Raw genomic sequence first — 26416 nt, forward strand, 5'->3', positions numbered from 1 at the left:
TGCAGTCATGCGTAAATACCTGACTGGCGTCTGGGCTTGCCTGAAGCTCGGTGTGCCTTTCGATTCATCCGAGCTATTCAGCAATGAACACCTGAAAAACGCTTGACCACTAACAGAGTATCTACTGGTCGATCCTGACGGCATTGTGCAGTCGGCCACTGCCCACGCTCGTGTATTTCCACAGCAGCCGTTCGCCCGGCATCAGGTGCTGTTCCGGGGGGCTCAGCGATTGTGCTCGAGCAGTTTGCGCGCGGCCTCCTGACCGCTGAGCCAGGCGCCTTCGACGCGGCCCGACAGGCACCAGTCGCCGCAGACGTACAGGCCCAGGTCGGCATCGGCCAGGGCGCCCCACTGGTGGGCGCTGGACGGGCGGGCATAGAGCCAGCGGTGCGCCATGGCGAACAGCGGTGCCGGTACCGCGCAGCCGATCAGCTCGGCGAAGGCGCCGTGCAGGTGTTCGATGACCTGTTCCCTGGGCAGATCCAGGTGCTGGCGGCTCCAGCTGCTGGTGGCGTGCAGCACCCAGGTGTCCTGAGCCGCATCGCGGCCGGGCTTGCTGCGGTTGCGGGCCATCCAGTCCAGCGAGTCGCCCTGCACGAAGCAGCCTTCGATCGGGCTCTGCAGGTGTTCGCTGAAGGCCAGGGCCACGGCCCAGGTCGGCTCCATGCTGACCCCGGCGACGGTACCGGCGAGTTTCGGCGCGGCGGCCAGCAGGGTGCTGGCCTGGGGCGCCGGCGTGGCGATGATGACGTGGCTGAACGGGCCGTGGCTCGCACCCTCGGCGTCGAGCAGGTGCCAGTGCCGTTCGCCGCGAAACACCTCGGTGATGCGGCAGGAGAAACGCACCGGCAGGGCACCGAGCATGGCCCGGGTGATGGCGCTCATGCGCGGCTTGCCGACCCAGCGCACCTGCTCGTCGGCGGAAGGGCTCAGCACGCCGTTGGCGAACTGGTACAGGGTGGGCGTCCACTCCTCGACCCAGCCACGCAGTTGCCACTGCTGCACGGCGGCGGCGAAGCGGCGGTCGCGGGCGGTGAAATACTGGGCGCCGAGGTCCAGCGAGCCGACGTCGCTGCGCTTGCTGGCGATGCGTCCGCCGCTGCCGCGGCTCTTGTCGAACAATTGCACGGGCTGCCCGGCGGCATGCAGCGCTTCGGCGGCGGACAGTCCGGCCATACCGGTGCCGATGATGGCGATGGGAACCGTAGGGGTCATGGTCTACCTCACTTCGTATGGCTCCAGGCTACGCTTTGGACAAAAGCTATACAATGATCAGTTTTTGTATAAGCTTATGCGCTGTGTTTCGAGTCAAGCGATCCACGTGGTGCGCTCGTCCGGCCTGGAGGCATCTATTCTTCAGAATAGGCCTGCGCGGCAATAGTTTCCCCGATCTGTCGGACTCTGCGATCGGCAGCAGATTGTCCTTGAGCGTTACCCGCGCATTGGCGTCCAAAGCCGTGAGTCCACCAAGCGAGGAACATGCCATGCATATCCTGATCACCGGCGGCACCGGCCTGATCGGTCGCGCGCTCTGCCAGCAGTGGCTCGAACAGGGGCATCAACTGACGGTCTGGAGCCGCCGGCCGCAGCAGGTGCCGGTCGTGTGCGGCACCCGGGTGCGCGGCATCGGCCGGCTCGAGGAGTTGGGCGACGAGGCGCTGGATGCCGTGGTCAATCTGGCCGGCGCGCCGATTGCCGACAGGCCCTGGACGAAAGCCCGCAAACGCCTGCTCTGGGACAGCCGGATAAAACTCACCGAGCAGTTGCTCGGCTGGTTGCAGCAGCGCGAGCAGAAACCCGCGGTCCTGCTGTCCGGCTCTGCCGTGGGCTGGTATGGCGATGGTGGCGAGCGCGAACTGCACGAGGATTCGCCACCCGGCGTGGATTTCGCCGCCACGCTCTGCGTGGCCTGGGAGGAAACCGCACAACGCGCCGAAACCCTGGGCATCCGCGTGGTGCTGCTGCGCACCGGTCTGGTGCTGGCCAAGGACGGCGGCATGCTCAAGCGCCTGCTGCCGCCTTTCCGGCTCGGCCTGGGTGGGCGCATCGGCAATGGACGGCAGTGGATGCCCTGGGTTCACCTGGCGGATCAAATCGCCCTGATCGATTTTCTCTTGCGGCATGAGCAGGCCAGCGGTCCCTATAATGCCTGCTCGGTACACCCGGTGCGCAACGCCGAGTTCGCCAGCGAGCTCGGCCACGCGCTGCACCGGCCAGCGATCCTGCCGGTGCCGGCGTTCGCCCTGCGCGCCGGCCTCGGCGAGCTGTCCGGGTTGCTGCTGGGCGGCCAGCGCGCCCTGCCGGTGCGCCTCGAGGAAGCCGGTTTCGCCTTTCGTTTCACTCATCTGGATGTGGCTCTGGTGGATCTGCTGAGCCTTCACTAACGGGATATTGCATGACCGATCACGCCCTGCTCCTGGTCAACCTGGGTTCACCCGCCTCCACGCAGGTCGCCGATGTCCGGCGCTACCTCAACCAGTTCCTGATGGACCCCTACGTGGTCGATCTGCCCTGGCCGCTGCGGCGTCTGCTGGTGTCGCTGATCCTCGTGCGCCGCCCGGCCCAGTCCGCCCACGCCTATGCCTCGATCTGGTGGGAGCAGGGCTCGCCGCTGATCGTGCTGAGCCGGCGGCTGCAGGCGGCCATGCAGGCGCACTGGACCCAGGGCCCGGTGGAACTGGCGATGCGTTATGGCGAGCCGTCGCTGGACAGCGTACTGAGCCGCCTGGCGGCGCAGGGGATCGAGCGGGTGACCCTGGCGCCGCTGTATCCGCAGTTCGCCGACAGCACGACGACCACGGTGATCGAGGAAGCCAGGCGGGTGGTGCGTACGCGCAAGCTGCCGATCCGCTTCTCCATTCTGCAGCCGTTCTTCGACCAGCCCGAATACCTCGATGCCTTGGCCGACAGCGCCCGGCCCTATCTGCAGCAGGGGTTCGATCACCTGCTGCTGAGTTTTCATGGTTTGCCGGAGCGGCATATCCGCAAGCTGGTCAAGGGCATCGACCCGCAGCACGACCTGCGCAGCGCGAGCAGCGAAGGGGTCAGCGACGAGGTGCTCGCGGTCTGCTACCGCAGCCAGTGCCTGCGCACCGCCGAGGCGTTCGCCGCGCGCATGGGGCTGCGCCCCGGGCAATGGTCGGTGTCGTTCCAGTCGCGGCTGGGCAAGGACAAGTGGATCGAGCCCTACACCGAGACGCGCCTCGACGAGCTGGGCAGACAGGGGGTGAAGAAGCTGCTGGTGATGTGTCCGGCATTCGTCGCCGACTGCATCGAGACCCTCGAGGAGATCGGTGATCGCGGCCTGGAGCAGTTCCAGGCCGCCGGTGGCGAGCGCCTGGAACTGGTGCCTTGCCTCAACGACCACCCGAGCTGGGTGGAAGCGCTGAACCAGCTCTGCGCGCGCGCGCCGCAGCAGATCTGATCAGCCCGGACCGTCCTGCTCGGCCAGCGCCTTGCCCCGCCAGCCCTGGCCGCCCGGCAGCAGGATATTGAGCAGCAGGGCACAGATGGCGCACAGGGAAATGCCGGAGAGGGCGAAGTCGTTGCCGCCGATGACCATGCCGCCGATGCCGAACACCAGGGTGATGGAGACGATGATCAGGTTGCGCGCCTCGGACAGATCGACCTGGTGACGGATCAGGGTGTTCAGGCCGACCACCGCGATGGAGCCGAACAGCAGGCAGAGGATGCCGCCCATCACCGGCACCGGAATGCTCTGCAGCGCCTCGCCGAACTTGCCGATGAAGGCCAGGGCGATGGCGAAGAGCGCCGCCCAGGTCATGATCTTCGGGTTGTAGTTCTTGGTCAGCATCACGGCGCCGGTGACTTCCGCATAGGTGGTGTTCGGCGGTCCGCCGAACAGGCCGGCGGCCGATGTGGCCAGGCCGTCGCCGAGCAGGGTGCGGTGCAGACCCGGCTTGCGCACGAAGTTCTTGCCGGTGACGCTGCCGATGGCGACCACGCCGCCGATGTGCTCGATGGCCGGCGCCAGCGCTACCGGCACCATGTACAGGATGGCGCCCCAGTGCAGCTCGGGGGCGACGAAGGCCGGCATGGCCAGCCAGGGCGCCGCGGCCACCCGGCTGGTGTCGAAGACCCCGCAGAATGCGGCGACGCCGCAGCCGACCAGGATGCCGGCGAGGATCGGCACCAGGCGGAACAAGCCGCGGCCGAGGGCGGCCACCAGCACCGTGGTCACCAGGGCCGACATGGAGATGATCATGGCGGTCTCGTAGGGCACCAGCTGCGCGCTGGCGTCGCCGGCCTTGCCCATGGCCATGTTCACCGCCACCGGCGACAGTGCCAGGCCGATGGAGATGATCACCGGGGCGATCACCACCGGCGGCAGCAGGCGGTCGATGAAGCCCGGCCCCTTGAGCTGAACCGCCAGGCTCATGGCGATGTACACCAGCCCCGCGGCGACGATGCCGCCGAGCACCGCCGGCAGGCCGAACTCGCCCTTGGCGGCGAGGATCGGCGCGATGAAGGCGAAACTGGAGGCGAGGAACACCGGTACCTGGCGGCCGGTCACCAACTGGAACAGCAGGGTGCCGACGCCCGCGGTGAACAGCGCCACGTTGGGGTCCATGCCGGTGATCAGCGGCATCAGCACCAGGGCGCCGAAGGCCACGAAGAGCATCTGCGCGCCCGACAGCAGCTGCCGCCACAGCGGGTCGTTGAATTCGTCGCGCATCGATCAGGCGTCCTTCTGCTTGGTGCCGAAGATCTTGTCGCCGGCATCGCCCAGGCCGGGGATGATGTAGCCGTGTTCGTTGAGGCGCTGATCGATCGAGGCGGTGTAGATCTTCACGTCCGGGTGGGCGTCGCTGACCGCCTTGATGCCCTCGGGCGCGGCGACCAGCACCATGGCGCGGATTTCCCGGCAACCGGCCTTCTTCAGCAGGTCGATGGTGGCGACCATGGAGGCGCCGGTGGCGAGCATCGGGTCGATGATCATGGCCAGGCGCTCGTTGATTTCCGGTACCAGTTTCTCCAGGTAGGTATGCGCCTGCAGGGTCTCCTCGTTGCGCGCCACGCCCACGGCGCTGACCTTGGCCCCGGGGATCAGGCTGAGCACGCCGTCGAGCATGCCGATGCCGGCGCGCAGGATCGGCACCACGGTGATCTTCTTGCCGGAGATCTTTTCCACCTGTACCGGGCCGGCCCAGCCCTGGATCTCGTAGGTCTCCAGGGGTAGATCCTGGGTCGCCTCGTAGGTGAGCAGGGCGCCCACTTCCTGGGCCAGTTCGCGGAAGTTCTTGGTGCTGATATCGGCGCGACGCATGAGGCCGATCTTGTGGCGGATCAGCGGGTGGCGGATCTCGAGGATGGACATTGCGGGATCTCCGGCAAATTGGGCAAAAATCGCGTTAGATTAAAGCATTGCAGCTGCCGATGGGCGTTGTGCGGCGGGACTTTTTCCGTGGCCCGCCCGGGGGCCGCCGCCGTGCGTCGCCTGCCGGCGACAGGGCTTGCCCCGGCGCCGGCGGATGGGTACCTTTGCCGGCTTTTATTCTGACCCAGTGATCAGGTTATGGCGGCGGTTGCGCCGGCCGCCACAGGTCGCTACCCGAAGAGGACATGACATGCCCGCCGATCTCGCCCATATCCGCCAGGTGATGGCCGAAGCCGATTGCCTGTACAACGAAGCCGAGGTCGAAGCGGCCATCGAGCGCGTCGCCGCGGCCATCAACGCCGAACTGGCGCAGCGCAATCCCGTGGTGTTCTGCGTGATGAACGGCGGCCTGATCTTCTCCGGCAAGCTGCTGACCAAGCTCAACTTCCCCCTGGAAGCCTCGTACCTGCACGCCAGCCGCTACCGCAACCAGACCAGTGGCGGCGAACTGTTCTGGAAGGCCAAGCCGGAAGTGTCGTTCATCGATCGCGATGTGCTGATCATCGACGACATCCTCGACGAGGGGCACACCCTGGGCGCGATCATCGACTTCTGCCGCCACGCCGGCGCCCGCGCGGTGCACACCGCGGTGCTGATCGACAAGGATCATCAGCGCAAGGCTCGCCCGGACCTCAAGGCCGACTACGTCGGCCTGCCGTGCGTCGACCGCTACATCTTCGGCTACGGCATGGATTACAAGGGTTACTGGCGTAACGCGCCGGGCATCTACGCGGTCAAGGGGCTTTAGGGCCAGGGGGTAACTGCCCGCCTCCTGATTCTTGGCCTGCGCAACACCAGTAGGAGCGTCGCCCCCGGCGCGATGCGCTGGCAGCCATGCTGCGAGAGTCGCGGCATGGCCACGATTCGCCGCGAGGTCGCGGCTCCTACGCAACTGTGCGCTTCGCAGGGCGTATTCGCCGAACGTCTCGACAGGCTATGCCATCACCCTTGCATGCGCTCCTTGCGTAGCCCGGGTCGAGCGCAGCGACACCCGGGAAACCGCCCCCTGGGTATCGCTGCGCTCAACGCCAGGCTACGAGGCAAGCCGAAAGGCCGCTAGCGCCTTAATCGCCGCTATTTCGAAGACCTTGAAAGGCGCCTGTCAACGCCAGTCCAGGGCCATGCTCCTGGCCCGGGGCAGGTCGCGGGCATAGGCCAGTTGCCCGTGCTCGCGCTGCAGGCCGGCACGGCGCAGTTTCAGGCGCAGTTGCGCCGAGGCGCCGCTGAGGATCAGGCCGACGCCGTGCTTGCGGTAGTCGTGCAGCACGCTCTGCAGGGCGGCGAGGGCGGTCATGTCGAGCATCGGCACGGCGCTGATGTCGAGGATCACCACCTTCACCTGGGGATCGAGGCGGCGCAGCACGCTGAGCGCCTTCTCCGCCGCGCCGAAGAACAGCGGCCCGCGGATGGCATAGGCCAGGACATGCTCGGGTAGCGCCGGCAGCGCCTGGTGCGTGTGCCAGGGCAGGCTGGTGGTGTCGGTCAGCTCGCTCATGCGCTTGATGAACAGGCCGGCGGCCAGCAACAGGCCGACCCCGACGGCCAGCACCATGTCGAACAGCACCGTGAGGCTCAGGCAGGTGAGCAGTACCAGCACATCGTTGCGCGGCGCGATGCGCAGCGTGTGCACCACGTGGGGGGCTTCGCTCATGTTCCAGGCGACCATCAGCAGCAGGGCCGCCAGGGCCGCCATCGGCAGGTAGCTGAACAGCGGGGCGAGGAACAGGATCGCGCCCAGCACCACGGCGGCGTGGATGATCGCAGCCAGTGGCGAACAGGCGCCGGCGCGCACGTTGGCGGCACTGCGGGCGATGGCCGCGGTGGCGGTGATGCCGCCGAACAGCGGCGCCACCAGGTTGCCGATGCCCTGGCCGAGCAGTTCGGCGTTGGGGTCGTGCTTGCTGCCGGTCATGCCGTCGGCCACCACCGCGCAGAGCAGCGATTCGATGGCGCCGAGCATGGCGATGGCGAAGGCCGGTGCCAGCAACTGGCGGATCAGCTCGAAGGACAGGGTCAGTGGCTGGCCGTCGGCGCCCGGCAACTGCCAGGGCCAGGCGAACGTCGGCAGCATGGGGGGGATGCCCGGATGGGTGACGCCGTCGAGGCTGTAGCTGAAACGTTCGCCGAGCGTCGCCACCGGCAGGCCGCCGCGCTCCAGGAGCAGGCCGAGCAGGGCGCCGACCGTCAGCGCCACCAGGTGGCCGGGCACGCGGGGTACCCAGCGTGGCCAGAGCAGCAGCACCGCCAGGCAGGCGAGGGCGACCAGGCTGTCGCCCAGCTGGATGCCGGGCAGGGCCTGGACCAGCAGTTCGAGCTGTTCGAGGTAGTGGCTCGGCTGGCTGGCCAGCTGCAGGCCGAACAGATCCTTGATCTGCAGGGTGGCGATGACGATACCGATGCCGGCGGTGAAGCCCAGGGTCACCGGGTAGGGGATGAATTCGATCAGGCGCCCGGCGCGCAGCAGGCCCAGGGCGATCAGGATCAGCCCGGCGAGCAGGGTGCACAGCAGCAGGCCGCCGATGCCGAACTGCTGGGTGATCGGCAACAGGATCACCACGAAGGCCGCGGTCGGCCCGGAGATATTGAAGCGCGAGCCGCCGAACAGGGCGATCAGCGGGGCGGCGATCAGCACCGTGTACAGGCCGTGCTGGGGCGCCACGCCCACGGCGATGGCCAGGGCCATGGCCAGCGGGATGGCGATGATGCCCACGGTGAGGCCGGCGCCCAGGTCGCCGCGCAGGCTCGCCCAGGAATAACCGGCACGCAGAGTTTGACGCCAGGCAGCGAACAGTGGGGGCAATGACATGACGGCTCCAGATTGGCTGGGACGGAGTATACGGCCTGGACGGGATTGGCAGTGTTGACCTAAGTCGGCTACTGCGTCACCGGCTCTGCATGATAAAAGATCCGGCTGCCCCGCTTGCGCCGTGACGGGCGAAGCTGGACGCCGCGTTGAGCCGCTGCGCGGCCAGGGTTACACTGCCGCCCCGTGTGGTCTGGTCAGTTGGAGTGAACGATGCGCAAAGACAAGAAGCAGGTGATTGGCGATGAGGTGAGCGACGAGCAGATCAAGCTGTTTCTCGCCGTGGAGCCGGCGGATGCCTCGCCGCCGCCGCTGCACAAGCTGATCAAGGCCTACCGGGGCCTGCGTGCCCATGACTTCGAGCGCTTCATCGGCTTTTTCGTCGAGGCCGGCTACGACCTCGGGGCCAAGGATGCCAATGGCAATGACTTCGTCGCGCTGATCCGCGATCAACGCCAGTCCGAGCCCTACATCGAGGCGGTCGAGGCCGCCCGCCGCTGATTGCCTGTCCTCGACGCTTGGCGCGCTTTGACCGCTACGGCGGACGAGAAGCGCGCCCTCCCCCTCGGGGCGCGACAACGGTCATGTGTCGGCCAGGGTGGTAGTAGATGTGCCCGGGGCGGTGAACGGGGCAATCGTGGATGGCAGCCATAAGGCGGAAGCGGCCGTTCGTAGGGTGGACGACGCTTGCCTGCGCGGCCCGATCCGTCCACCGCCCCGCAATCGCAATGGTGGACAAAAAGAGCGTTGTCCACCCTACGTCTGAACGACAAGCAAACCGCACAGGCTCTCTCGTCCAGCTTTCCAGCCTCAAGCGCTTTTGATCGAAGGCCGAAGGCCGCTATCGCTTTTGAGGTCCACTCAGCCCGTTCGCTCTGATACGACATTTGATCTGTGATGCGGCACTAGACGGGATTCAATCTGTAGGATGGGTGATAACCCATCGGCAAATTGATGGGTTGCCACCCATCCTACATGCCTGTTTGCTGCGCTACAGGGCTGCGTGCCCCTCCCACAGTCACAGTGCCTCATCCACAAATGACCGCTTTCGCCAGCGGATTCAGTGGCAAGTGCCGCGGATGATTTTGCCGGATGGCCGCGATCGGGGGCCAGGCTCCTGCGGGTCAAGGATCGAGACATTGCCTCTCCGGGTATCTTTTGCCTACAGCACGCCGGCCTTTTTCCAGGCCAGGTAGCGGCTGACCAGCTCGGGTCCCAGTTCGCCGGGGCGGGCGTCGAGCACCGGGACGTTGTGAGCCTGCAGGCGCTCGTGCAAGGCGTTGCGCGCGTTCAGGTAATCCACCGCGCCGCAGTAGTCCAGTGCCGAGTCGTAGTGCTGCACCGGTTCCTGGCGCAGGCCGTCGAGGACCTCCTCGCGCAGGCTGGCGATCAGCACCCGGTGCTGGCGGCCGAGGCGTTTGACCGCACCGAGCAGCTCCTGATCGTCCTCGTCGCGCAGGTTGGTCACCAGCACCACCAGGGCGCGGCGGCGCTGGCGACTGAGCAGCGCATCGGCGGCGGCGCCGAAGTCGGCGGGGCGCTGGGTGCTCTGCAGGTCGTACACGGCGTTGAGCAGCACATTGACCTGGGCCTGGCCCTTGACCGGTGGCAGGAAGCGGCTGTGTTCGCCGGCGAAGGTCATCAGGCCCACGGCATCGCCCTGGCGCAGGGCCACGTAGCTGAGCAGCAGGCTGGCGTTGAGGGCATGGTCGAAGTGCGACAGCTCGCCATCCTGGCTGCGCATGCGGCGCCCGCAGTCGATGAGAAAGAGGATCTGCTGATCGCGTTCGTCCTGGTACTCGCGGGCGATGGGCGTGCGTTTGCGCGCGGTGGCCTTCCAGTCGATCTGGCGCAGCGTGTCGCCGTCGCGGAATTCGCGCAGTTGATGGAATTCCTGGCCCAGGCCCCGGCGCTGCTGCTGGCGCACGCCGAGCTGGCTGACCCAGTCGTCCACGGCCATCAACTGGGCGCCATACAGGCGGGCGAAGTCCGGGTAGACCCGCGCCTCGTCGCGCACCGGCAGGTAACGCCGCGCTTGCCAGAGCTGCAGCGGGCTGGGCAGGGCGATCTCGCACTGGGCGAAGACGAAATGCCCGCGCAGCAGCGGCCGCACCCTGTAGCTGAAGCGGGTCTGCTCGCCCGGGTGCAATGCGACGCGCTGGGGCAGGTGCTCGAAGGCCATGTCCGGCGGCACGTGATCGAACACCTGCAGCTGCAGCGCCCGGGCGTAGCCGTGATGGGCGGTCAGTTGCACCTCGCTCCAGCGCCCCAGCGGCAGGTTGCCCGGTAGCTGCCGCTCCAGGCGTGGCGAGGGTTGGCGGGACAGGCGCAGGGCGTCGACCAGCGCCGTGCCCGCCAGCACCAGCAGGGCGCCCCACCATAGCGCCTGGAGGGTCTCCGGCACGGCGATGGCGAGGGCGTCCAGAGCGCCGAGCAGGATGGCCACGGCGAGCAGGACGCCGAGCAGGGCGAGCAGAGTCGACGAAGGTTTCATGCCGCGCTATCCGGGGTCGAGGCGTTCATAGGCGCGGGGCGGGAACCTGGTCGAGCAGTTGCTGCAGCACCTGGTCGATCGACAGCCCTTCGATATCCAGCTCCGGCGCCAGGCGTACGCGGTGGCGCAGCACGGCCAGGGCGCAGCCCTTGATGTCGTCCGGCAGGACGAAGTCGCCGCCGCGCAGCAGGGCACGGGCGCGTCCCCCACGGACCAGGGCGATGGAGGCGCGCGGGCCGGCGCCGATGGCCAGGCCCGGCCAGCTGCGGGTGGCCCTGGCCAGGCGCACGGCATAGTCGAGCACCTGCTCGTCCAGCGGCAGGTCGCCGGCGATCTTCTGCATCACCTGGACGTTCTTGGCTTGCAGCAGGGTACGCAGCGGCGTGACCTCGAGCATGTCGGCCTTGGTCGAGCGGGTCACCTGGCGCACCATGCTCAGCTCTTCGTCCTGCTCGGGGTAGTCCATGTGCAGTTTGAGCATGAAGCGATCCAGCTCGGCTTCGGGCAGCGGGTAGGTGCCTTCCTGCTCGATGGGGTTCTGCGTGGCCAGCACCATGAACGGCAGCGGCACCGGCAGGGCGCGGCCCTCCAGGGTCACCTGGCGTTCCTGCATGACTTCCAGCAGCGCCGCCTGGGTCTTGGCCGGCGCGCGGTTGATCTCGTCGGCCAGCAGCAGGTTGGTGAAGATCGGCCCCTTGCGCAGCTTGAACTGCTCGCTCTGCAGGTCGTACACGGCGTGGCCGGTGATGTCGCTGGGCATCAGATCCGGGGTGAACTGGATGCGCGCGAACTCACCGCCGAAGCAGCGGGCCAGGGCGCGTACCAGCAGGGTCTTGCCGAGGCCGGGCACGCCTTCGAGCAGCACGTGGCCGCCGGCGATCAGGGCGGTGAGGACATCCTCGATCACCGCGCCCTGGCCGACCACCGCCTTCTGCAGCTCCTGGCGCAGTGCCTGGGCCAGCTGGCTGGCACGCTGACGCTGGACGGCGATGTTGCTGGCCGTCGGCGCCGCGGTGGCGGCGCTCGCGGGCGGGGTGGTCGGACTGCTCGGCTGGTCGGGCGTGTGTTCGCTCATAGGGCATTCCTGAGTGTTTGCAGGTGGGCGACCTGACGGGTGAAGTCGCTGGCGGTGAGGCGCTTTTTCGCCGGTGGCCGCATGGCCTGGCCGATGGCGCTGGAAGGCAGGCGGCTGAGACGGCCGAGTACCTGCCATTGTTCGGCGACGCCCAGGCGTTCGAAACCGGGGTGACGGCGCCGCGCACGGCGCAGGATATCCTGCTGCAGGCCCTGCAGCAGGCTGTGCTGGCCGCCATGCCGGAGGAGGAAGTCGGCACTGCCGCGCAGGTGCTCCTGCAACTGCCTGCGGCTGGGCGGCAACGGCTGTCGCAGCGGGCCCTGGCGCAGCCCGACGTGCCACAGCAGCAGGGCGACCAGCAGGGCGAAAGCCAGGAGCGCCGCCGGGAAGTGGCGTAGCAGCAGGGTGGCCAGGCCGTCGCGCTCGGCATGGTAGACCAGGGTCACGTCGCTGTCCTGGCTCAGGTACCAGAGCAGCCAGGCATTGTCGTAGTCGCCGAGTTGGTCGTTCTGCCAGATCCAGGCGTCGGTCAGCACGCTGACCAGGCCGTCGCCATGATAGATCTGCAGCAGGTGCGTGGCCCCGCCGCTGTTGGCCCAGACGTGGGCCAGGTCGTTGGCGTCGTAGAGGTGGAAGTCGGTGGCGAAGCCGATGTAGGCCGGGGCCTGTTCGTTTTCCAGGTAGAGCTTGGTCAGCTCGGGGTAGGCGTCCCGTGCCTCGGCTTCGACCTGATCCGCCTCGCTGCTGGCGGCCGCGTCGTCGCCGGCGACGCTTTCATCGTCTTCGTCGAGGTCTTCGACCGGGTACTGTTGCACGCCGAGGCTGTCGAGCAGCAGGTCGCCGCTCTTGCCTTCGTCCTCATCCCACATGCGCTCGGCGACGAACAGCAGGTGCCCGCCGTTCTCGGCCCATTGCAGCAGGCGCTCGCTCTGGCGCGGCGTGAGGTTGCTGCGGTTGCCGAGCAGCAGCAGGGTCTGCCCGCGGCTGGGCAGCGTCGACAGGCTGTTGAGATTCTCGGCGTGGCGTACCTTGAGGCCCTGCTGGCGCAGGAAGTGTTCGGCGCCGAGGTAGGGATTGGCGCGGGCCTGCGGCGAGGGGCCGTGGAGGATCACCTCATCGTAGGGCTCGGCGCGCCCCAGCAGGTAGCTGCCGAGCAGGCCGAGGGCGAGTACCAGGGCGGCACCGAGGGCGAAGCGCCATGGCCGGCTCATGGACGCCTCCCGTGTTCGACCAGGCGCCGCCAGTCGTTGCACAGCAGCGCGCGCGCTTCGCCCGGTGGCGGGCGGTGGCCATAGGCGAGGTTCTGCCAGTGGCGGGTCAGGGTCTGGCTGAAGTTGCTCAGCTCGGGATCGTCCAGGGTTTGCACCAGGGCGAGCACTTCAGCTTCGGTGTGCGCGCTTTTCAACGCCAGGCGCTGGTCGTGGATCAGCCGGCTGAGCAGGGCGCGATAGAGCAGGCCGAGCGCGGCGCGGGGATTTTCCTGCCAGAGGCGTTCGGCGCTGCCGGCAATGTCGTCGGGCAGGCTCTGCGGGGCGACTTCCAGGCCGAACAGCTGGCTCGGCGGGCTGGCCGTCTCGCGCTTCGGCAAACCGATGCGTCCGGCGAAGGTGTTGAGCCAGTCGCGGTAGCGCCAGATCAGCAGGGCGATCAGGCCGAACAGCAGGGCCCAGAGCACGGCTTCGAAGAACCGGGCGATGCCGTGCATGGCCTGCCAGTTCTCGCTCATCCTGAGCAGTTTTTCCAGACTCTCGGCGAAGTCCTTGCCGGCCTTTTCGTCGTCCTTGTCGGCGTCGCCGAGACGCCAGCGGGTGACCGTCTCGCGGTTCTCGAAGGGCGGCTCATCGAGTATCCGCATGGCGGCTTCGCGTGACGCCTGGCTGCTCAGCGGCTGAGCCAGCAGGCGCGGTGCGTCCGGGCCATCGGGGTCGTCGGCGGGGAGCGGGCAACTGCTTGGGGATGGCGCGGCCAGCGCCGGCGCGGGCGCCTGCAACGCCAGCAGCCCGATGCCCAGCAGCAGGGCATAGGCCACGCCGGTCAGGCGCTGGCGCAGTTGGCGGAACACCAGTTCGATATCCCAGGCTTCCAGCGCGGTGCGCCGGTTGAGGTACAGGCTGAACCCGCAAGCCACGTAGATCGGCTCCCAGAACACCAGGATCAGGGCGTAGGACAGGTTGGACAGGTGTTCCAGCCACAGCCAGTCGGTGGCGTCGGCATTGATCAGCGACTGCCAGCTCCACTCCAGCTCGACCTGCTGCGGCAACAGCAGGTAGGCCAGGGTGACCAGGCCGATCCACAGGGCCATTTCCAGGTGCACGCCGACCAGGGTCAGCCAGGTCGCGGCGCCGGCATCCTTTTGCGCCAGTACGCCCAGGCGCTGGCCGCGGGCCTTCCCGGCGAGGCCCTCGAGCTGCAGCACGGGCAGGTCGAAACTGCGTGTCGGGCTGAGGCGGCGCCAGGTCAGGCTGGCCAGCAATTGCGCTTTGAGCAGCCCCGGAAAGGCTCGCAACGCTTGCTTGAGCGTGGGCGTATCGCCGAACAGGGCGCGCGACAGGATATACAGTGGCAGGCGTTCGTAAGCCGGCTTCAGCCACCAGAAGACGAACACGGCCCAGGACGGCGATTGCCACAACAGCGCGCAGATCACGGCGAAGATCGGCAAGGTCACCAGCGCCCAGCTGGCCATCAGCAGGCCGGCATGACGACGGGCCATGAGCACGCCGAGATCCATGGCTTCCCAGGGATTGCGCGGGCGAATCGCCACGTCGGCGTCAGTCAGGCGCATGGCGCCCCCTGCCGGCCAGGCCCAGGTAGGCCAGTACCAGCAGCCACAGGCCGGCACCGACGATGTATTTGATATGCACGCTGGCAAAGGTCATCGATGACCAGTAGGCCTCGATGAAGGCGGCGATCAGCAGGAACAGCGTCGCGCCACCGACCAGCCGCACCGCGCGCCTGGCCGCCAGGCGCAGCGCCTCGCCGCGCGGCAGGCGGCCGGGAGCGAGCAGCGCCCAGCCCAGTTTCAGGCCGGCGGCGCCGGCCAGGGCGATGGCGGTCAGTTCGAAGGCGCCATGGCCGATGACGAACGACCAGAAGGTTTCGCTGTAGCCCAGTTGCGTCAGGTAGCCGGCCACGGCGCCGATCATCAGGCCGTTGAACAGCAGGAAGAACAGGCTGCCGAGGCCGAACAGCAGGCCGCTGGCGAAGGTCTGGAAGGCGATGCCGATGTTGTTCATGATGTAGAAGCCGAACATCATCCAGTCGTCGCCGGAGTCGCGTTCGCCGAAGCGGCCCAGGCGGCTGGTGTCGGGGTCGTACATGTTCTCCATCTCGCCGACCCGGCCGGGGTCGAGCAGGCTGTAGATCAGCTCGGGAAACAGGTAGACCAGCGTGCCCATCAGCGCCAGGCTGCCGAAGAACAGCAGGCTGGCAGCCATCACCAGGCGCCACTCCTCACGTACCAGGCGCGGAAAGCCGACGAGTACGAAACCGATCAACTGGGCGCCCAGCGGGCTGCGATGGCGATAGAACTGCTGGTGGCCGCGCAGCGCCAGTTGCTGCAGCTCGTCGATCAGGTGATTGCTGTAGCCACGTTCCCTGGCCAGGGCCAGTTGCTGGCACAGGCGCCGGTAGTCCGCGGCGAAGCCCTTGCCCTGCTCGGCTTCGCCCTTGCCGCGTTCGAGCCTGTCGAGTCGCTCGCCGAAGGCCTGCCATTCGCCCTGGTGCCTGCTTTCGAAAAGGCTCTGTTTCATGTCGGGCCCAACAAGCCGCGGGCGATGCCGTTGATCCGCGCTTCGGCCTGTTCGGCGTCGACCTGCAGGGGCTCGGCGAGAATCGCCGCCAGCTCGGCGCGGCGCGCGCTGGACAGGCCCTGGGCGCGCTCGGCGAAACCGAGCAGGGCGCGTTGTTCGCTCAGGTCGAGCGGCAAGGGCGCACGCACGGCCTCGGCCTCGGGCAGATCGGGGCGCGCGGCGGGCAGGTCGCGATACACCACCAGGGTGCCCGCGGCGATATCGCCCAGGCGCTTGAAGGCGCGGTGGCTGAGGCAACTGATGATCCCCAGGCTGTAGGCGAACGGCAGCAGGTCGACGAAGCGCAGCAGGTTGCGGGTCAGCGACGCGGCCCAGCCGACCGGGGTGCCATCGTCATGCACCACGCGCAGGCCGAGCAGTTGCTTGCCCGGCGAGCGCCCCTGATTGAGCACCTCGAACAGCACCATGTACCACCAGGTCAGCAGAAACAGCAGGATGGTCGCCAGGCCCATGCCGAACTGCCCGAGCAGGCCCAGCAACAGGTAGACGACGCCGAGAATGCAGCCGCGTATGAGCAGGTCGATGCCGAAGGCCAGCGCTCGCGGAACCAGTCCCGCCGGGCGCAGCATCAGATCGATGCCTTCGGGGGTTTCCACCTGATAACGCGTATCCAGCACCGGGCGCTGTGGTTGACGGGAATGGAGCGTCGAGGAAAAGGGCATCGTCACACTGCGCAGGGGAAAGCCCGATGCTAGGGGCTGTTGACGTTTCAGCGCAAGCCGCGTCGTCGCGAAAACAGGTCCCTGGCCAGCAGCGGGTAGAGGGAGCGGCCTGGCCGCCTGGCGGCCAGGTCACGCTACGCGGAACCTTCAGCGTGCTACGGGCAGTACGCCGAAGATGGTGCGGTACAGCACACCCATGGCCACCACGAACAACGGGATGGTCCAGATCAGGCCGATACCCAGCGGGATGGCGCTGATGGCCACGATCAGGCCGAGCAGCAGGAACAGGCCGAAGACCTTGAACCAGTGCTGGCTGAGGGCCTTGCGCGAGGTTTCCAGCGCCTGCCATGGCGACAGGCCACGCTCCACCACCAGCGGAATCGCCAGCATGTAGGCGACCGCCAGGTAGATGCCCGGGAGCAGCAGGAGGAAGAAGCCGAGGTAGACCAGCAGCATCATGACGATGGCGGTGATCAGCAGCGGTACGGTACGACCGAAGTGGCTGAAGATCTCGTTGAAGCTGAACGGCTGGCCGGCCGCGCGGCGGATGCCGACCATGTTCAGGCCCGCCATGAAGGGGTAGGACAAGGCCGAAGCGAAGAGGGTGGTGGCGATCTGGGCCAGGATGACCATGGCGACGCTTTCGCTGAGCGCGCTGAACAGGCCGAGCACGCCGCCGATGATGAACGAGGCGACGAACAGCACCACGTAGAACACCAGGAAGCCGCCGATGATGATGCCTTTGGTGCCCTTGGTCAGTTGCCAGGCTTCGCTGATCAGCTCGCCGATGCTGAAGTCGTAACCGCGGCTCAGCGCCTGTTCGATGCTCGGAACCAGGTCGGTGCCTGGCGCATCCTGCAGGGCGCTGTTGGGGATGGCGTAGGGGTTTTGCGAGATGGCGTCACTCATGAGTCATCCTTGGTTGAGTGTGGATAAGATTGTTTCGCAATGTTAGCGGCGCTGCCGGGAGCTAACAAGGGGCTCATGCCACGAGCATTCCCAGGTGTGCGGCCGGTCAAGTTTTGCCGTCGATGCTAGACTGCCGCGTCCTTTTGTCTACTGCTGCATTCTTTGCCTACAGGAAGCCACCGTGACCTCCAGCCTGTTCTGGTACGACTACGAAACCACCGGCATCGACCCGCGCCGTGACCGCCCGCTGCAAGTCGCCGGTATCCGTACCGACGAGCAGCTCAACGAGATCGGCGAGCCGCTGAACCTGTATTGCCAGCCCAGCGACGACATCCTGCCGCACCCGGCCGCCTGCATGATTACCGGTATCGAACCGCAGTTGCTGGCCAGCAAAGGGCTCGGCGAAGCCGAATTCATGACCCGCGTGCATGCCGAGCTGGCGCTGCCAGGCACCTGCGGGGTGGGTTACAACAGCCTGCGCTTCGACGACGAGGTGACGCGCTACAGCCTCTATCGCAATTTCTTCGATCCCTATGCGCGCGAATGGCAGGGTGGCAACAGCCGCTGGGACCTGATCGATCTGCTGCGAACCGCCTATGCCTTGCGCCCCGAGGGCATCGAATGGCCGCAGGAGGACGGGCGCGTGAGCCTCAAGCTCGAGCGCCTGACCGCGGCCAACGGCATCGACCACGGCCAGGCCCATGACGCCCTGTCCGACGTACGCGCGACCATCGCCCTGGCGCGCCTGCTGCGTGAGCGCCAGCCGAAGCTCTATGACTACCTCTATCGCTTGCGCAGCAAGCAGCGGGTGCTCGACCAGGTGCGTCTGCTGCAGCCCATGCTGCATGTCTCCGGACGTTTCGCCGGAGCGCGGCACTACCTGGGGCTGGTCCTGCCGCTGGCCTGGCACCCGCGCAATCGCAACGCGCTGATCGTCTGTGACCTGCATCTCGACGCGGCGCCGCTGCTCGAGGACGACGCCGAGAGCCTGCGCCGCCGTCTGTACACCCGCCGCGAAGAGCTGCCTGAGGGCGAGTCGCCGGTGCCGCTGAAGCTGCTGCACATCAATCGTTGTCCGGTGGTCGCGCCGCTGAACGCGTTACGTCCCGAGGATTGCGCGCGGCTGCAACTGGACAAGGCCGAGTACCTGGGGCGAGCCCAGCGTCTGATCGAGGCCCAGGCCGTGTGGCAGGACAAACTGGCGCAGGTCTATGGCGACGAAGCGTTCGCTTCGGCCGAGGACCCGGAGCAGCAGTTGTACGACGGTTTCATCGGCGATCGCGACCGGCGCCTGTGCGAGCGCGTGCGCAATGCCGATCCGCTGCAACTGGCTGGGGACACCTGGCCGTTCGATGATCATCGCCTGCCCGAACTGTTGTTCCGTTATCGGGCGCGAAACTTTCCCGCGACATTGAACGCGGATGAACAACAGCGCTGGCGGGATTTCTGCCGGCAGCGCCTGACCCGGCCCGAACACGGCGCGCCGAATACGCTGGCAAGTTTCGAGGCGGCGCTGAACGACGCGTTGCCGGTGGCGACGGAGCGCCAGAGAAAGGGGCTGGAAGAGTGGCGCGAGTATGCCCGGCAGTTGCGTCAGCGTTATGCGCTGTAAACGCGGCGCAATTATATCGGCGCGCTGTTCGCCGCGCTGCTTTTAGCCGTGTGCATAGGCCATGCGAGTTCCCGGGAGAAATTTTAATGTCGCGTAGCGACTTCTGCTATTCGCCCATCAGGGTGCGCAGCTTGCCTTCGCGCAGCGGGCAGGTCGCGATACAACACCAGGTCACCAGGAACGGCGCAATGGTCGCGATGCCCATGCCGAGTTGGCCGAACGAACATGCCTGGCGTCAGGTCGACGACCGCGAGAATATCGCCGCGGATCAGCAGGTCGATGCCTTCCGGAGTTTCCACCTGATAGTGCGTATCCAGCACCGGATGCTGTTGTCGTGTGAGAGGAGGCAGGCGGCATCGTCACGTCATATGAGCGAAGTCCGATGCTAGCCAGCAGCGAGGCAGGAAGCGACCTGGCCGCGAGAAGCGTGGCCAGGTAAGGAGGCGCTTAGCGTGCGACCGGCAGTACGCCGAAGAGGGTGCGATACAGCACGCCCATGGCCACGACGAACAGTGGCACGGTCCAGATCAGACCGATACCCAGCGGGATGGCGCTGATGGCAAGGATCAGACCGAGCAGCAGGAGCAGGCCGAATACCTTGAACCAGTGCTGAGTGATGGCCTTGCGTGACGCTTCCATGGCTTGCCAGGGCGACAGACCACGCTCGACCACCAGCGGGGCCGCCAGCATGTAGGCAACGGAAAAGTAGATGCCCGGCAGGATAAACAGCAGGAAACCGACATAGATAAGTACCACCATCAGAACACCGGTGATAAGCAACGGCACGGTACGGCTGAAACAGCTGAAGATATCGTTGACGCTGACGGGCTGCCCGGCCGCGCGGCGAATGCCGATCATGCCCAACCCGGTGAGAATCGGATAGCACACGGCCAAGGTGAGCGCGATGGTCACGACCAGGGAAAGGAGGATCAATATCAGGCCTTCACCCAGGCCATCGAATATGTCGAAGATGACGTTGATGGGGAACGAGGCGAGGACAAAGGCTAGGTTGAAAACCAGAAGTCCGGCGAAGATCACGCCTTTGGTGCCCTTGGTCAATTGCCAGGCTTCGCTGATCAGCGCGCCGATGCTGAAATCGTAGCCACGGCTCAGGGCTTGCTCGATGCTCGGCGCCTGATCGTTGTTGGGCGCTTCCTGCAATTCGCTGCCGGGAACGGCATAGGGGTTCGTAGAGCTGGCGTCGCCCATGATTCATCCTTGGCGAGTGTGAGTAAGACTGTTTCGTAATATTAATGGTGGAGGTGGTACGCCACAAGCGCATCGTGATCGCGACCGGCGCCTGTGCGAACGTGTGCGTAATGCCGATCCGCTGCAGCTATCAGGGACACCTGGCCGTTCGAGGATTATCCTGCCCGAACTGTTGTTCCGTTATCGGGCGCGAAACTTTCCCGCGACATTGAATGCGGATGAACAACAGCGCTGGCGGGATTTCTGCCGGCAGCGCCTGACCCGGCCCGAACACGGCGCGCCGAATACGCTGGCAAGTTTCGAGGCGGCGCTGAACGACGCGTTGCCGGTGGCGACGGAGCGCCAGAGAAAGGGGCTGGAAGAGTGGCGCGAGTATGCCCGGCAGTTGCGTCAGCGTTATGCGCTGTAAACGCGGCGCGATTATATCGGTGTGCTGTTCGCCGCGTTGAAAAAGGCACTTGCGTATCAGGGGTATTCGCACGGGGTGTGACGCGGTTCGCTTTCGCCGCGCGGTTTTTCAACCGTGAAGCCTCCGCCATGAGAAGTTTCCGGAAGACGTATTTTAACCTCGCGCCGCGATGGCCCGCCGGGTGGCCGCCCGGGATGGCTGGCCATAAAAAAACGCCAGCGATGCTGGCGTTCTTGTGGACTCATATCCCTGAGCGATGGATCAACCCAGCAGGGTGGCCCAGCCTTCGACGGTGTCGGCGCCCCACTTGGCTTTCCACTCTTTCAGCGTCTTGTGGTTGCCGCCTTTGGTTTCGATCACTTCGCCGGTGTTCGGGTTTTTGTACTGCTTAACTTTGCGTGCGCGTTTGGTGCTGGTGGCGGCCTTGGCATTGCGCGGCGCCTTGCCAACTTTGGCTTCCGGATCGAGCAGCGCGATGATGTCGCGCAGCGACTTCTGGTATTCGCCCATCAGGGTGCGCAGCTTGCCTTCGAATTCCAGTTCTTTTTTCAGTTTATCGTCTTGCGACAGGTTCTTCAGACGCTCTTGCAGCTCTTTGATGGCTTCTTCGGTGGCACGGTATTCATTGATCAGGGACATGGGCTTACCTTAATTCTGTTCAGGGGAGTGGCCAAGTGTCGCTAATAGTAGACAGGCACTAATTACAAGTAAACCAGTTTGTAAGGAATTGGCACAGTTAAACCAAATAAGCGTGCACCGCCGCGCCCGAACAACGGATTTATTGGCGGCTGTAATAGCGACACTTATTAAACCCGCCACGGCCCTCGGCGTTGCGGCGGGACGGCGAACATGCGCGACGAGCCGCGGCCCCGGCCAATTGCCACAGGAATACTGCAGTTTTTTCTTGGTGTGGCTAAAATGCGCGACTTTGCTCATTTCCTGGAGTTGCTCATGCGCACTTTTCGGCTGGTCATCGCCTGCCCGGACCGCGTCGGTATCGTGGCCAAGGTCAGTAACTTTCTGGCGACCTACAACGGCTGGATCACCGAGGCGAGCCATCACTCGGACACGCAGAGCGGCTGGTTCTTCATGCGCCACGAGATTCGCGCCGACTCGCTGCCTTTCGATCTCGATGGCTTCAGGCAGGCGTTTTCGCCGATCGCCCGCGAGTTCTCCATGGAGTGGCGAGTCACCGATTCGGCGCAGAAGAAACGCGTGGTGCTGATGGCCAGTCGCGAGTCGCACTGTCTGGCGGATCTGCTGCACCGCTGGCACAGCAACGAGCTGGACTGCGAGATTCCCTGCGTCATCTCCAACCACGACGACCTGCGCAGCATGGTCGAATGGCACGGTATCCCGTTCATCCACGTGCCGGTCGACGCGCAGAACAAGCAACCGGCCTTCGACGAGGTCTCGCGTCTGGTCGAGGAGCACCGGGCCGATGTGATCGTGCTGGCGCGTTACATGCAGATCCTGCCGCCCAAGCTGTGCCAGGACTATGCCCAGCGGGTGATCAACATCCACCACAGCTTCCTGCCGTCCTTCGTCGGCGCCAAGCCCTATCATCAGGCTTCATTGCGCGGCGTCAAGTTGATCGGCGCCACCTCGCATTATGTTACCGAGGAGCTGGATGCCGGCCCGATCATCGAGCAGGACGTGGTGCGTGTCAGCCACCGCGAAAGCATCGAGGAGATGGTGCGTCTGGGCAAGGATGTGGAAAAGATGGTGCTTTCCCGCGGACTGCGCTATCACTTGGAAGACCGGGTATTGGTGCACAACAACAAGACCGTCGTATTCGATTGATCCGTCCGACCGTTCGCATTAGGAGTTCATGTTCATGCTCAAGTCCGTCAAGGTGCGCGATTACATGACCCGTCACCTGGTGACTTTTCGTGCCGATACCGACCTGTTCACCGCCATCGACCGCTTGCTGGAGCACCGTATTTCCGGGGCCCCGGTGGTCGATGCCCAGGGCCGCCTGATCGGTCTGCTGTCGGAAGGCGACTGCCTGCGCGGCATTCTCTCGGGTGCCTACTACGAGTCGATCGGTGGGGACATCAGCTCCTACATGACCACCCAGGTCGAGACGACCTCTCCCGAGGCGGACATCATCGATATTTCCGAGCGCTTTCTGCAGGGGCGGCGTCGGCGCATCCCGGTGGTGGAGGGCGGCAAGCTGATCGGCCAGATCAGCCGCCACGATGTGCTGCGCGCGGTGAAGGAATTCGCCCAGCATGAGCAGGGCCACCGTTCGCGCGGCCATGAGTGACGCCCCCCGCGACCGCGCCGCCGCGCAGCCGCCGGCGACGCTCGGAGAAGGCTGCGTGCGCCGCTACGACCCCGAGGCCCTGACCGAGGAGGATGGCGCCGACTTCGCCGAGGCCGCCGAGCTGTGGCAGCGCCTGCAGCGCGAGCAGGAACCCGCGGGGGAGAAATAGCCCCCGCAGGCTTCTTTCCTGTCAGATGCGGAAGCTGTCGACCAGCTGTTTCAGGCGCGCGGCCTGCCGTTCCAGATCGGCGCAGGCGTGCAGGGTCGCCTGCAGGTTTTCCACGCCTTCCTGGTTGAGGGTGTTGATTTCGGTGATATCCATATTCAGGGCCTCGATCACCGAGGTCTGTTCCTCGGTGGCGGTGGCCACCGACTGGTTCATGCCGTCGATCTCGCCGATTCTCGTGGTGACGCTGCCCAGGCGTTCGCCGGCCTGGTTGGCGACTGCCACGCTCTGTTCGCTGTAGCGCTGGCTTTCGGTCATGCTGGTGACCGACTCGCGAGAGCCGACCTGCAGTTCCTCGATCATCTTCTCGATTTCCTGCGCCGACTCCTGGGTGCGGTGGGCCAGGTTGCGCACCTCGTCGGCCACCACGGCGAAGCCGCGGCCGGCTTCGCCCGCGCGTGCGGCCTCGATGGCGGCGTTCAGGGCGAGCAGGTTGGTCTGCTGGGAAATGCTCTTGATCACCTCGAGGATCTGGCCGATATCCGCCGTCTTGCCGTTGAGCATCTCGATCTTGGCGCAGGCATCGCTGACCTTGCCCGACAGCTCGCTCATGGACTGGATCGCCTGTTGCACCACCCTGCCGCCGTCCTCGGCCTGATGGCGGGCGTCGGAGGCCTGGCTCGACGCGTCGGCGGCGTTGCGGGCGATTTCCTGGGCGGCGGCGCCGAGCTCGTTGATCGCCGCTGCCACGCTGTTGGTGCGGCTGCTCTGCTCGTCGGAGTTGCTCATGGACGAGTTGGAGGCATTGAGCACCAGCCGGGCCACCTCGTTGACCTGGGCCGTCGCCGAGGACACCTCGCGGATGGAGCCGTGGATACGCTCGACGAAGTGGTTGAACGAACGGGCCAGGGCGCCGAACTCGTCGTTGGAGTGGATGGTCAGGCGTTTGGTCAGGTCGCCTTCGCCCTGGGCGATGTCCTCCATGGCCTTGCCCATGGTGTTCAGCGGCTGCATCAACACGCGGATCAGCAGGCCGAGCAGGGCGATGATCAGCGCCACGGCGATCAGCGTGGCGACGGCCGCCGACAGGCGGAATTCATCCAGGGCCGCATAGGCCAGCCCCTTGTCGACGGACAGGCCGACGAACCATTCGACGTCGGGCAGGCCTTTGACCGGGGCGAAGGTCAGCAGGCGCGCCTGGCCAGCCTGGTCGACCTCGGTGAGCTGGCTGTCGAGGCCGATGCTCGTGTCGGGATACAGTTCGCGCAGGTTCTTCATCACCAGCTCGCCCTCGGGGTGAACCAGCACGGTGCCATCCTTGCTGACCAGGAAGGCATAGCCGAGATCGCCGAGGTCGATGGCGTTGATGATCCTGACCAGGGTATCCAGGCTCACATCGCCACCGGCGATGCCGAAGGGCTTGCCGTCGGCGCCACGCACGGGGGCGATGGGCGAGATCACCAGGGTGTTGGTGATCTGGTCGACATAGGGCGGCGTGAGGATGCTGCGATTGCTGCGCGCGGTATCCTGGTACCAGGGACGCGTGCGCGGATCGTATCCGGCCGCCATCTGCGCGGGCGGGCTGGCGAGGAAGCGGCCATCGCTCTGCAGGCCGACGTAGGTGGAGAGGAACGCGCTTTTGTATACCGGCCTGGCGATGACCTCCTGCAGGTCGCCACGCTCGATGGCCAGCTCCAGGTTCTGCGCCATGCTCTCGATCAGCAGGACGCGCCCCGACAGCCAGCTCTCGATGTTGCCGGCCGCCGCCGTGCTGGCCTGGCTCAGGTTGGCCTGGAGGCCCTGGTGGATGCTGGTACGCTGCCGGGTGTCGTTGTACAGGCTGAACAGGGCGAAGGCGAGCGTGACGACCAGGGTCGCGGCCAGCAGGATTTTATGGCTGAACTGCAGGTTTCTCATCATGGTGTCTTGCGTCCGGAGTTATCTGGAATCAGTCTTGTCGTGCGCACCAGGGCCTGAGTGGCCGCCCTGTGGATGCTGCACGGAGGGGGCGAGGGTCATTCGTCCATGGTCTGGCGCCTGTATCGGCATCAGGGCGGTAAAGCTTAACTTCAGGGAGTCACAGTATGTCTTCGACGCCGCAGTTCATTTTGGGGGCCGGCAGCGATGGCCAGCCCATTGGCCAGTCGTTACGCCTGGCCAACCGCCATGGCCTGATCGCCGGGGCGACCGGCACCGGCAAGACGGTGACCCTGCAGCGCCTGATCGAGACCTTCAGCGATGCCGGCGTGGCGGTATTCGCCGCCGACGTCAAGGGCGATCTGTGCGGCCTGGGGGCGCTGGGCGCCCCCCAGGGCAAGATCGCCGAGCGCATCGCCAGCATGCCCTGGCTGGAACACCGGCCGCAGGCCTATCCGCTGACGCTGTGGGATGTGCACGGGCAGAGCGGGCACCCGCTGCGCACCACCCTGAGCGAGATGGGTCCCCTGCTGCTCGGCGCCTTGCTGGAGCTGACCGACAGCCAGCAGGCGGCGCTCTATGCGGCGTTCAAGGTCGCCGACCGCGAAGGCCTGCTGCTGCTCGACCTGAAGGATCTCAAGGCGCTGCTGAGCCACCTCAAGGATCATCCGCAGGTGCTCGGTGCGGACAGCGCGCTGTTCACCAATACCTCGGCGCAAGCGCTGTTGCGGCGTCTGGCGGGCCTCGAGCAGCAAGGCGCCGAAGCCCTGTTCGGCGAGCCGGCGCTGCAACTGGAGGACATCCTGCACCCGGATCGCGACGGGCGTGGCCGTATCCACCTGCTCGATGCCAGCCGCCTGGTGCACGAGGCGCCCAAGGTCTATGCGACGTTCCTGCTCTGGTTGCTGGCCGAACTGTTCGAACAACTGCCGGAGCGGGGGGATGCCGACAAGCCGCTGCTGGCGCTGTTCTTCGACGAGGCGCACCTGTTGTTCGCCGATACGCCGAAGGCCCTGCAAGAGCGCCTGGAGCAGGTGGTGCGGCTGATTCGCTCCAAGGGCGTCGGGGTGTATTTCGTCACCCAGTCGCCGGGGGATCTGCCGGACGACGTACTGGCTCAACTCGGTCTGCGCATTCAGCACGGCTTGCGCGCCTTCACGGCCAGGGAGCAGAAAGCCTTGCGTGCCGTCGCGGACGGTTTCCGCCCCAACCCGGCTTTCAGCAGCCTGGCGGTACTGACCGAACTCGGCATCGGTGAAGCGCTGGTGGGAACCCTGGAGGACAAGGGAACCCCGGCGATGGTGCAGCGGGTGGCCATCGCGCCGCCGCAGTCGCGTATCGGCCCGCTGAGCGAGGACGAGCGCTCCGCACTGGTGCGCCAGTCACCCTTGGCCGGCCGTTACGACAAGCCCTTCGACCGGGAGTCGGCCTACGAGATTCTCACCGCCCGGGCAGCCAGGGCCAGCGCCGAGGCGGTCGAGCAGACCACGGCCGGCAAGGCGGGCAAGGAGCGGACGGGTAGCGCTGGTACGGCCGGCGAGTTTCTTGGCGGGCTCGCCAGTCAGGCCATGAAGACCGCGGTGCGCCAGGTCGCCAACCAACTGGGTCGGCAACTGGTTCGTGGCCTCCTGGGTTCGCTGTCGGGCAGCAAGCGGCGTTAGGCAATACCGGGCCTGTGGTTGCC

At 66.1% G+C, this 26416-nt stretch carries 25 protein-coding genes; 11 read left to right on the forward strand and 14 right to left on the reverse strand.

What is annotated here, in order from left to right; all coding sequences use genetic code 11:
* Positions 1 to 222: 222 nt before the first annotated feature.
* Positions 223 to 1215, reverse strand: coding sequence for an NAD(P)/FAD-dependent oxidoreductase (locus DNK34_RS22340; protein WP_131177475.1), 993 nt, complete (start codon positions 1213 to 1215; stop codon positions 223 to 225).
* Between the two features lie 269 nt (positions 1216 to 1484).
* Here DNK34_RS22340 and DNK34_RS22345 point away from each other — a divergent pair, with 269 nt between their 5' ends.
* Positions 1485 to 2384, forward strand: coding sequence for a TIGR01777 family oxidoreductase (locus DNK34_RS22345; RefSeq protein ID WP_131177474.1), 900 nt, complete (start codon positions 1485 to 1487; stop codon positions 2382 to 2384).
* An 11-nt stretch (positions 2385 to 2395) separates the two neighbouring features.
* Positions 2396 to 3424 carry a ferrochelatase gene (gene hemH / locus DNK34_RS22350; protein WP_131177473.1) on the forward strand — a complete coding sequence of 343 codons (1029 nt, stop codon included), beginning with the start codon at positions 2396 to 2398 and terminating at the stop codon, positions 3422 to 3424.
* On the opposite strand, the gene DNK34_RS22355 is transcribed toward hemH, so the two are convergent.
* Both DNK34_RS22355 and upp read right to left on the reverse strand, forming a co-directional pair.
* Entirely contained in the window at positions 3425 to 4696 is a 1272-nt protein-coding gene (locus DNK34_RS22355) for a uracil-xanthine permease family protein (protein WP_131177472.1), read from the reverse strand.
* A gap of 3 nt (positions 4697 to 4699) precedes the next feature.
* The gene (upp, locus tag DNK34_RS22360) at positions 4700 to 5338 is read right to left on the reverse strand and encodes a uracil phosphoribosyltransferase (protein WP_131177471.1); all 639 of its coding nucleotides are present in this window, start codon (positions 5336 to 5338) and stop codon (positions 4700 to 4702) included.
* Between the two features lie 250 nt (positions 5339 to 5588).
* On the opposite strand from upp, the gene DNK34_RS22365 reads away from it, so the two are divergent.
* Positions 5589 to 6146 (forward strand): hypoxanthine-guanine phosphoribosyltransferase, encoded by a 558-nt coding sequence (locus DNK34_RS22365; RefSeq protein WP_131177470.1) that lies wholly within the window; start codon positions 5589 to 5591, stop codon positions 6144 to 6146.
* A gap of 354 nt (positions 6147 to 6500) precedes the next feature.
* On the opposite strand, the gene dauA is transcribed toward DNK34_RS22365, so the two are convergent.
* Positions 6501 to 8204 carry a C4-dicarboxylic acid transporter DauA gene (gene dauA, locus DNK34_RS22370; protein WP_131177469.1) on the reverse strand — a complete coding sequence of 568 codons (1704 nt, stop codon included), beginning with the start codon at positions 8202 to 8204 and terminating at the stop codon, positions 6501 to 6503.
* A gap of 210 nt (positions 8205 to 8414) precedes the next feature.
* Between dauA and DNK34_RS22375 the strand changes: the two genes are divergently transcribed.
* A complete protein-coding gene (locus tag DNK34_RS22375) occupies positions 8415 to 8702 on the forward strand; it encodes a PA4642 family protein (RefSeq protein ID WP_131177468.1) in 288 nt (95 codons plus the stop codon).
* A gap of 661 nt (positions 8703 to 9363) precedes the next feature.
* On the opposite strand, the gene DNK34_RS22380 is transcribed toward DNK34_RS22375, so the two are convergent.
* From DNK34_RS22380 to DNK34_RS22410, 7 genes are all read right to left on the reverse strand, one after another.
* Positions 9364 to 10695 (reverse strand): DUF58 domain-containing protein, encoded by a 1332-nt coding sequence (locus DNK34_RS22380; protein WP_131177467.1) that lies wholly within the window; start codon positions 10693 to 10695, stop codon positions 9364 to 9366.
* A 25-nt stretch (positions 10696 to 10720) separates the two neighbouring features.
* Entirely contained in the window at positions 10721 to 11770 is a 1050-nt protein-coding gene (locus DNK34_RS22385; RefSeq protein ID WP_131177466.1) for an AAA family ATPase, read from the reverse strand.
* A complete protein-coding gene (locus tag DNK34_RS22390; RefSeq protein WP_131177465.1) occupies positions 11767 to 12981 on the reverse strand; it encodes a DUF4350 domain-containing protein in 1215 nt (404 codons plus the stop codon). Before DNK34_RS22390 ends, DNK34_RS22385 begins: the two co-directional genes overlap by 4 nt.
* Entirely contained in the window at positions 12978 to 14552 is a 1575-nt protein-coding gene (locus DNK34_RS22395) for a DUF4129 domain-containing protein (protein WP_131177464.1), read from the reverse strand. Before DNK34_RS22395 ends, DNK34_RS22390 begins: the two co-directional genes overlap by 4 nt.
* Positions 14539 to 15519 carry a stage II sporulation protein M gene (locus DNK34_RS22400; protein WP_131177463.1) on the reverse strand — a complete coding sequence of 327 codons (981 nt, stop codon included), beginning with the start codon at positions 15517 to 15519 and terminating at the stop codon, positions 14539 to 14541. Before DNK34_RS22400 ends, DNK34_RS22395 begins: the two co-directional genes overlap by 14 nt.
* Complete coding sequence (locus DNK34_RS22405) at positions 15516 to 16241, reverse strand: RDD family protein (RefSeq protein ID WP_131177462.1); 726 nt, start codon at positions 16239 to 16241, stop codon at positions 15516 to 15518. Before DNK34_RS22405 ends, DNK34_RS22400 begins: the two co-directional genes overlap by 4 nt.
* A 147-nt stretch (positions 16242 to 16388) precedes the next feature.
* Complete coding sequence (locus DNK34_RS22410; RefSeq protein WP_131177461.1) at positions 16389 to 17150, reverse strand: hypothetical protein; 762 nt, start codon at positions 17148 to 17150, stop codon at positions 16389 to 16391.
* 181 nt (positions 17151 to 17331) lie between these two features.
* On the opposite strand from DNK34_RS22410, the gene sbcB reads away from it, so the two are divergent.
* On the forward strand, positions 17332 to 18762 hold the full coding sequence (gene sbcB / locus DNK34_RS22415; RefSeq protein WP_131177460.1) for an exodeoxyribonuclease I: 1431 nt from the start codon (positions 17332 to 17334) through the stop codon (positions 18760 to 18762).
* Between the two features lie 86 nt (positions 18763 to 18848).
* Positions 18849 to 19151, forward strand: a complete 303-nt coding sequence (locus DNK34_RS22420) for a hypothetical protein (protein ID WP_131177459.1) — start codon at positions 18849 to 18851, stop codon at positions 19149 to 19151.
* A gap of 58 nt (positions 19152 to 19209) precedes the next feature.
* Here DNK34_RS22420 and DNK34_RS22425 read toward each other — a convergent pair whose 3' ends face one another.
* Positions 19210 to 19971: a DUF975 family protein gene (locus DNK34_RS22425; RefSeq protein ID WP_131177458.1), complete on the reverse strand. Its 762-nt coding sequence runs from the start codon at positions 19969 to 19971 to the stop codon at positions 19210 to 19212.
* A 40-nt stretch (positions 19972 to 20011) separates the two neighbouring features.
* On the opposite strand from DNK34_RS22425, the gene DNK34_RS22430 reads away from it, so the two are divergent.
* Entirely contained in the window at positions 20012 to 20380 is a 369-nt protein-coding gene (locus tag DNK34_RS22430; protein ID WP_278248887.1) for a hypothetical protein, read from the forward strand.
* A gap of 261 nt (positions 20381 to 20641) precedes the next feature.
* On the opposite strand, the gene mvaT is transcribed toward DNK34_RS22430, so the two are convergent.
* A complete protein-coding gene (mvaT, locus tag DNK34_RS22435; RefSeq protein WP_131177456.1) occupies positions 20642 to 21019 on the reverse strand; it encodes a histone-like nucleoid-structuring protein MvaT in 378 nt (125 codons plus the stop codon).
* A gap of 312 nt (positions 21020 to 21331) precedes the next feature.
* Between mvaT and purU the strand changes: the two genes are divergently transcribed.
* The 3 genes from purU to DNK34_RS25495 are packed head-to-tail and all read left to right on the forward strand — an operon-like array spanning position 21332 to position 22818.
* Positions 21332 to 22183, forward strand: coding sequence for a formyltetrahydrofolate deformylase (gene purU / locus DNK34_RS22440; protein WP_131177455.1), 852 nt, complete (start codon positions 21332 to 21334; stop codon positions 22181 to 22183).
* Positions 22184 to 22217: 34 nt separating this feature from the next.
* Positions 22218 to 22649, forward strand: a complete 432-nt coding sequence (locus DNK34_RS22445) for a CBS domain-containing protein (protein WP_131177454.1) — start codon at positions 22218 to 22220, stop codon at positions 22647 to 22649.
* Positions 22642 to 22818, forward strand: coding sequence for a hypothetical protein (locus tag DNK34_RS25495; RefSeq protein WP_165496875.1), 177 nt, complete (start codon positions 22642 to 22644; stop codon positions 22816 to 22818). The genes DNK34_RS22445 and DNK34_RS25495 overlap by 8 nt, the downstream gene beginning before the upstream one ends.
* Before the next feature lie 21 nt (positions 22819 to 22839).
* Here the strand turns inward: DNK34_RS25495 and DNK34_RS22450 are convergent, their stop codons facing one another.
* Positions 22840 to 24735, reverse strand: coding sequence for a methyl-accepting chemotaxis protein (locus DNK34_RS22450; protein WP_131177452.1), 1896 nt, complete (start codon positions 24733 to 24735; stop codon positions 22840 to 22842).
* A 164-nt stretch (positions 24736 to 24899) separates the two neighbouring features.
* Between DNK34_RS22450 and DNK34_RS22455 the strand changes: the two genes are divergently transcribed.
* The gene (locus DNK34_RS22455; RefSeq protein ID WP_131177451.1) at positions 24900 to 26393 is read left to right on the forward strand and encodes a helicase HerA-like domain-containing protein; all 1494 of its coding nucleotides are present in this window, start codon (positions 24900 to 24902) and stop codon (positions 26391 to 26393) included.
* Positions 26394 to 26416: the final 23 nt, after the last annotated feature.

The organism is Phytopseudomonas dryadis (genome assembly GCF_004327355.1).
GTDB lineage: Bacteria > Pseudomonadota > Gammaproteobacteria > Pseudomonadales > Pseudomonadaceae > Aquipseudomonas > Aquipseudomonas dryadis.